The sequence below is a fragment of the Pseudomonas sp. BN515 genome (assembly GCF_029873155.1).
In the GTDB taxonomy this organism is placed as follows: Bacteria; Pseudomonadota; Gammaproteobacteria; order Pseudomonadales; family Pseudomonadaceae; genus Metapseudomonas.
The window spans coordinates 7,873-14,967 of the sequence record NZ_SSOH01000084.1; the positions used below are offsets into that span (position 1 = coordinate 7,873).

General features: G+C 64.2%; 5 protein-coding genes. 2 read left to right on the plus strand and 3 right to left on the minus strand.

What is annotated here, in order from left to right:
* Nucleotides 1–288 precede the first annotated feature (288 nt).
* A complete protein-coding gene (fusA, locus tag E8E91_RS23625) occupies nucleotides 289–2,334 on the minus strand; it encodes an elongation factor G (RefSeq protein WP_280379274.1) in 2,046 nt (681 codons plus the stop codon).
* 893 nt (nucleotides 2,335–3,227) lie between these two features.
* On the minus strand, nucleotides 3,228–4,268 hold the full coding sequence (locus tag E8E91_RS23630) for a low specificity L-threonine aldolase (RefSeq protein ID WP_280379276.1): 1,041 nt from the start codon (nucleotides 4,266–4,268) through the stop codon (nucleotides 3,228–3,230).
* 193 nt (nucleotides 4,269–4,461) lie between these two features.
* On the opposite strand from E8E91_RS23630, the gene E8E91_RS23635 reads away from it, so the two are divergent.
* Nucleotides 4,462–4,764, plus strand: a complete 303-nt coding sequence (locus tag E8E91_RS23635) for a hypothetical protein (protein WP_280379279.1) — start codon at nucleotides 4,462–4,464, stop codon at nucleotides 4,762–4,764.
* A 101-nt stretch (nucleotides 4,765–4,865) separates the two neighbouring features.
* Here the strand turns inward: E8E91_RS23635 and E8E91_RS23640 are convergent, their stop codons facing one another.
* Nucleotides 4,866–5,285, minus strand: coding sequence for a thioesterase family protein (locus E8E91_RS23640; protein WP_280379282.1), 420 nt, complete (start codon nucleotides 5,283–5,285; stop codon nucleotides 4,866–4,868).
* Nucleotides 5,286–5,797: 512 nt separating this feature from the next.
* On the opposite strand from E8E91_RS23640, the gene E8E91_RS23645 reads away from it, so the two are divergent.
* Nucleotides 5,798–7,095: L-serine ammonia-lyase (locus E8E91_RS23645; protein ID WP_280375542.1), on the plus strand; the 1,298-nt coding region annotated here is incomplete at its 3' end.

Sequence of the window (7,095 nt, forward strand, 5' to 3'; positions counted from 1 at the left end):
CAAGCGGCGCGGTGCTTGTAGGGGCGATTCCAATCGCCAAGCAGACCGCAGGTCTGCCTTGTAGGTGTTTCTGGGGCAGCTGCGCTGCCCTTGGCGAATGAATTCGCCCCTACAGGTTGGTGCCAAGGGCAGCCCTATAGGGAGAGGCCGCTTTTTGTGGGAGCGATTTCAATCGCGATGGGATGGACGTCGGCCTCTCAGGGCGAACCGCCGGTCGGCTTTCGCGAATGAATTCGCTCCCACGCAGGTAGAGCACAGAGGGAGAAATCCGAGAGAGGCCGGCAGCCCTCAATCCTCCTCCTGCACTGCCTTGTACGCCCCGGCCATCTTCTGCTGTACGTCCTGCGGGGCGGCGTTGTAGTGGCTGAGGACCATGCTGAAGGCGCCGTGGCCCTGGGTGATGGCCTTGAGGCGGCCAGCGTAGCCGTCCAGTTCGGCCAGGGGTACCTGGCCAAATACCAGCGCAAGGCCTTGGGAAAGGGATTCGGTACCGGTGACCTGGCCGCGACGGCCGATGAGGTCGGTGGTGATATCCCCCAAGTTGGCCTCTGGCGCGGTCACCTCGACTGTGACCACCGGCTCCAGCACCACTTCTCCGGCCGCGCGCAGGGCATCGAGCATGGCCTTGCGACCGGCGGCCTGGAAGGCGATGTCCTTGGAATCCACCGGGTGGTGCTTGCCGTCGTAGACCGTGACCTTCACGTCCGCCACCGGCAATCCGGCCAGCGGTCCGCAGGCCAGCACCGAGCGCACGCCCTTTTCCACCGAGGGGATGAACTGCGACGGGATCACGCCGCCCTTCACCTCGTCGGTGAAGGCAAAGCCGTCACCGCGTGGCAGGGGCTCGATGCGCAGGAAGACTTCACCGAACTGCCCGGCGCCGCCGGTCTGTTTCTTGTGCCGGCTGTGGCCTTCGGCGGGGCGGGTGATGGCTTCGCGATAAGGCACTTTGGGGGGGCGGGTTTCCACCTCCAGCTTGTAGGTGCCGGTGATGCGGTCCAGCAGGTAGCGCAGGTGCAGCTCGCCCATCCCGCGCAACACCGTCTCCTGGGTGGAAGCCTGGTAGTCCAGCTTCACGCAGGGGTCTTCGGCCTGCAGCCGGCTCAGCACTTCGGCGATGCGCTGCTCGTCCCCCCGGCGCTTGGCCTCGATGGCCAGGCCCTGCATGGGCGCGGGGAAATCCAGCGGCTTGAGGTGGATCTGGTCCTCGTCGTGGGAGTCGTGCAGCACCGAATCGAATTCCACCTCGTCGACCTTGGTCAGGGCGCCGAAGTCGCCGGGGATCAGCCGTGTGACCTCCTCATGGCGCTTGCCCTGCAGGCGCAGCAGGTGGCCGAGCTTGAACGGCTTGCGACCATCGCCGACGAACAGCTGCATGTCCCGCATCAGGGTGCCCTGGTGCACGCGGAAGATGCCGAGCTTGCCCACGAAAGGGTCGATCACCACCTTGAACACATGGGCCAGCACATGCTGCTGCGGGTCCGGTTGGGAGCGGAAGGCCTTGGCATCCGCCCCCTCACCCTTGAGGAACAACGGCGGATTACCCTCGGTGGGGTTGGGCGCCAGGCGCGCGAGGATGTCCAACAGTTCCGCCACCCCGGCGCCGGTGCGTGCGGAGGTGAAGCACAGGGGAATCAGGTGCCCTTCGCGCAGTGCCCGCTCGAAGGGCTCGTGTAGTTCCGCCGGTGCGATCTCGCCCTGCTCCAGGTAGCGCGCCATCAACTCCTCGTCCACCTCCACCACCTGGTCCACCAGGGCCTGGTGGGCTTCGGCCACGGAGGAAAAGTCGGCCTTGCCATCGGGCTCGAAGAAGCAGTCCACCACGCGGCTGGCGTTGTCCGCCGGCAGATTCAGCGGGAGGACTTCCTTGCCGAAGGCCTCGCGCAGGCTGGCAAGCAAGCCGGGGAGGTCGACGCGCTCGGCATCGATCTTGTTCACCACCAGCATCCGGCACAGCCCGCGCTCGGCGGCCATGGCCATCATGCGGCGAGTGGTGAGTTCGATGCCGTTCTGCGCGTTGACCACCACCAGTGCGGTTTCCACGGCGGCCAGCGCGGCGATGGATTGGCCGATGAAGTCGGGGTAACCGGGGGTGTCGATCAGGTTCAGCTCGGCGCCGTCGTAGCTGCAATGCGCCAGGGCCGAGGCGAGGGAGTGCCGGTACTCGCGCTCCAGCGGATCGAAGTCGCACACCGTGTCGCCGCGCTCAAGGCTTCCGGCATTGGGAATGGCGCCACTGCGGTGCAGCAGGGCTTCGGTCAGGCTGGTCTTGCCGCTGTCGCCATGGCCGACCAGGGCGACCGTTCGAATGGATTCCACCGAGTAGTTCGCCATGAGCACCTCCGCGCGCTGGGGTTTTTCCAGTATAGGCAGGCGCCCAGTGACTGCCCCGGAAGCTCGCGGTTCGTCACAACTCATTGATATCGCTCGAAAAATGAGCGGACGTCGGCAGCCCGCGCCGTGCCTGGCCTTGCAAGTTGTCTGTACAGCTTGTCCACAGAAGATTCCACCGGCTTTGTGAGTAAAAACCGGGTTTTCCACTGCTGATCGCCGGTTTCAGGCCCCCTGGAGGCTGAAAAAGACGGGTGATCGATAATTGACCGGTGCGCTGTACAGGCCGTGAATACTGACTTTGGGAGACTTGCCAACGGTTTTTCCACAGGGATTTTCACGGTTCTTGTGCGCAAGTTTTTGGCGAGCGGGTTCTCTTGTGCATGAAATTGCTGGAAAGCCAGGAATGACGCGGCTTCGGCTATACAGCGGCATCAACAGATTTTCCACAGGGTTATCCACATTAATTGGGGGTAACCGAGCTGCTGGGGCGGGTTGGTTGAAAAATGAACAGAATGCTGTATCGCAGATGAGACAAGGGCTCCAGGCGGTTTTCCACAGCTTGTGTACCTTTCGCTACACAGATCTTGTGTGGAAATCGGCAAGTTGTTGAAATAGATCAGGAAATATCCAACTGGCGGGAGGCCGCGGCTGGCGTGGGCCGCAGCCGTGGCTCTACAGATTGTCCACAGGTTGGTCCACGGAAAACGGGGGTAAGGCAGGGGAAGGAGAAAAACTGTAGGGGCGGCACTTGTAGGTTGGGTAGAGGAACGAAACCCAACATGTCGCGGCTGATGCCGGGCGCGTTGGGCCTCGCTGCGCTCGGACCAACCTGCGGGGCAGCTGCGCTGCCCTTGGCGAATGAATTCGCCCCTACAGTGGTTGCTGGCGCTGGGTTATGCCCCCATCGCCGCACGGATGTCCGCCGCCAGTTCGCGCACGCGGTCCATCTCGGTATCCCAGGAGCACATGAAGCGCGCACCGCCGGCGCCGATGAAGGTGTAGAAGCGCCAGCCCTTGGCGCGCAGAAATTCCAGTGCCGGCTCGGACATCTGCAGGAACACGCCGTTGGCTTCCACCGGGAACATCAGGCTGACGCCGGGCACGTCGGCCACCAGTTCCGCCAGCAGTTGTGCACAGGCGTTGGCGTGGTTGCCGTAGTGCAGCCAGGCGTCATCCTGCAACAGGCCGACCCAGGGGGCGGCGAGGAAACGCATCTTCGAGGCCAGCTGTCCGGCCTGCTTGCAGCGGTAGTCGAAGTCTTCGGCCAGGTCGCGATTGAAGAAGAGGATGGCCTCGCCCACCGCCATGCCGTTCTTGGTGCCGCCGAAGCAGAGCACGTCCACCCCGGCTTTCCAGGTCAGCTCGGCCGGCGAGCAGCCGAGGAAGGCGCAGGCGTTGGAGAAGCGCGCGCCGTCCATGTGCAGGTTCAGGCCCAGCTCCTTGCACACCTGGCTGATGGCGCGGACTTCCTCGGGGCGATAGACGGTGCCGACTTCGGTGGCTTGGGTCAGGGTGACCACGCGGGGCTTGGGATAGTGGATGTCCTGGCGCTTGAGGGCGATTTCGCGGATCGCATCGGGGGTCAGTTTGCCGTCGGTGGTCCTGGCCAGCAGCAGCTTGGAGCCGTTGGAAAAGAACTCCGGCGCGCCGCACTCATCGGTTTCGACGTGGGCGGTCTCGGAGCAGATCACGCTGTGATAGCTCTGGCACAGGGAGGCCAGGGCCAGGGAGTTGGCTGCGGTGCCGTTGAAGGCGAAGAAGACTTCGCAGTCGGTTTCGAACAATTGGCGGAAGTGGTCGGAGGCGCGGGCCGTCCACTGGTCCTCGCCGTAGGCGCGCTCATGGCCGCGATTGGCCTCGGCCATCGCGGCCCAGGCTTCCGGGCAGATGCCGGAGTAGTTGTCGCTGGCGAATTGCTGGGTCTGGTCGGTCATGTCCTGGTCCTTTTGTCCGTTCGCCTGCAGGCACAGGCGCATGGGGCCTAACTGTACGCCAGGTTGCCGCTGCAGGATTCGCTCACGGCGACATCCTTTTCTGTCAGCGGCGCGTGGTCAGGCAGGGGGAACTCATTGCGCAGGCGCTGCCTCAGAACTTAGGAGCACGCCTCATCCGGAAGGAGGAAACGTCATGCGTTACACGACCCTGATTGCCCTTTTCGTCCCCATGCTGATCGGCCTACCGGCTGTAGCTGGCGAGTGGCCCACCGGCGAGCGCGAGCACTTCATGCAGGAGTGCAAGACCAGCGCCCAGGCCAATGTCCCCGTCGACAAGTTGCAGCGCTACTGCAGTTGCGCTGCCGATGGGGTCAGCAGCGAATTCAGCGGCGCCGAGCTGGAAGCGCTGAAGACCCAGAAGACCCCGCTGCCCGAACAGACCCACCAGCGCCTGATCAAGGTTTCCCAATCCTGCCTGAGTCAGCTGAACGGCTGAGCATTTCTTGATCGATCGGCTGCGGCCCAGGCATCACGGGGGCTGCGGGGCCGACCTCACAGGTTGTCCACAGGACGGTCCACGCATTGTGGGGATAGAGGTCAGCCGGCGGGCTGCCAAGTGGCCGCGCGTTCACGGATATCCGCCGGGAAGCTGCGGGCCCTGCGCGCCCGAGTATCCAGGTGGACGCCCACCAGGGTGGTGACGGCGGCGATCTCGCCGGTTTCGTCGTTGCGCATTTCGTGACGGAAGCGAATGGACTTGTCCTTCACCTCCAGCACCTGGGAGTGGATGGACACCACATCGCCGGCGTGAAGCTCGCGACGGTATTCAATCTGCTGTTCCACCGCCGCCATGCCTGCGTTCTCCTCACGCAGCCGCGAGGGCGCCAGGCCCAGCAGGGTGAAGAGTTGCCAGGTGGCTTCGTCGAACTTGCCGACATACCACATCACGTTCATGTGGCCCATGTGGTCGCAGTGCCAGGGATAGACGGCGCCACGGTAGGTGAGGGTGTCGGTCATGTCAGGCTGCCTCGTGAGGAGTGACTGGAACAGTGTGTCGGGTTCTGAAGTGGTCATTATTTGAGCGCTGCCAGTTATACCAATCGCTTTGAATGGCTGCCGCAGGGGTTACAAAATTTAATCGCGTGTTTAATTTGATTGTTTTTTGATCGTTATTTCCCAGGGCCCGCTACGCCTGCCTCCGGCATCGCCGCCCACACCTTATCCACAGCGCATTGCACAGTTTCTGGGGGCGGTTGGTTCGGCAAGCGCCTGAAACGGCTCAAGAAATGTCCATTTCCCTACACGCGCCGCAGCGCCTGGGCCTCAGCCGTGGCTCTACAGCTTATCCACAGCATCATCCCCGGTTTCTGTGGGCTAGGCCGGTGGCCCCGTACATTTTCGGGTCGGATACAGACAGATTTCGCCGAGGCGGGATCGGGAGAATCCAGTAGGGCAGGCCTGCGGCCTGATTCGCGAATGAATTCGCCCCCACACATCGCTCCCAAATTGCTTCCAAGCGGGGAACCTGCATGGCCATCAGCGTTTTCGACCTGTTCAAGATCGGTATCGGCCCTTCCAGCTCGCACACCGTGGGCCCGATGCGGGCGGCGGCGCTGTTCGCCACGGCGCTGCGTGAGCGCGGCCTGTTGGCGCAGGTGACGCGGGTCGAGGTGCGCCTGTACGGCTCGCTGTCGGCCACCGGTGTCGGCCACGGCACCGACCGCGCCACCCTGGTGGGGCTGATGGGGGAATGGCCGGACCAGGTCGACCCGAAACAGATCGCCCCGCGCATCGAGGCGCTGAAGGCCTCCCGCGAACTGCTGCTGGACGGCAGCCACCCGGTCGCCTTCGACTGGCAGCGCGACCTGCTGCTGCTCGACGAGAACCTGCCGTATCACCCCAACGCCATGACCCTGATCGTCGAAGGCGAGGGCGGCGAACTGCACCGCGACACCTACTACTCCATCGGCGGCGGTTTCGTCGTCGACGAGGCCCAGGCGAAGTCCGGCCAGCTGGACCAGGACGCCACCAAGCTGCCCTACGACTTCTCCAGTGCCGAAGAACTGCTGGAACTCTGCCAGCGCCACAACCTGCGTATCTCCGAGCTGATGCTGGCCAACGAGAAGGCCTGGCGCAGCGAGGCGGAGATCCGCGCTGGCCTGCTGAAACTGTGGGACGCCATGCAGGAATGCGTGCGCAACGGCATGGGCGAGGAAGGTATCCTCCCCGGCGGGCTCAACGTGCGTCGCCGTGCCGCGAAGCTGCACCGCAGCCTGCAGGAGCTGGGCAAGCCCAACGTGATCGGCAGCACCATGAGCGCCATGGAGTGGGTGAACCTCTACGCCCTGGCGGTGAACGAGGAAAACGCCGCCGGCGGGCGCATGGTCACCGCGCCCACCAACGGTGCAGCGGGGATCATCCCGGCGGTGCTGCACTACTACATGCGCTTCAATCCCGAGGCGACTGACGACGACGTGGTGCACTTCTTCCTCGGCGCCGCCGCCGTCGGCATCCTGTGCAAGAAGAACGCCTCGATCTCCGGTGCCGAAGTGGGTTGCCAGGGCGAAGTGGGCTCGGCCTGTGCCATGGCCGCCGCTGGCCTGGCGGAAGTGCTCGGGGCGACCCCGGCGCAGCTGGAGAACGCGGCTGAGATCGGCCTGGAGCACAACCTCGGGCTGACCTGCGACCCGGTGGGCGGGCTGGTGCAAGTGCCGTGCATCGAGCGCAACGCGATCGCCGCGGTGAAGGCGATCAACGCGGCGCAGATGGCCTTGCGCGGCGACGGCGAGCACTTCATCTCGCTGGACCGGGTGATCCGCACCATGCG

What these genes read in the sequence shown, in the direction of transcription:
- E8E91_RS23635 (WP_280379279.1), top strand. Translation starts at nt 4,462, where the DNA reads ATGCGTTACACGACCCTGATTGCCCTTTTCGTCCCCATGCTGATCGGC.
- E8E91_RS23640 (WP_280379282.1), bottom strand. Translation starts at nt 5,285, where the DNA reads ATGACCGACACCCTCACCTACCGTGGCGCCGTCTATCCCTGGCACTGC.
- fusA (WP_280379274.1), bottom strand. Translation starts at nt 2,334, where the DNA reads ATGGCGAACTACTCGGTGGAATCCATTCGAACGGTCGCCCTGGTCGGC.
- E8E91_RS23630 (WP_280379276.1), bottom strand. Translation starts at nt 4,268, where the DNA reads ATGACCGACCAGACCCAGCAATTCGCCAGCGACAACTACTCCGGCATC.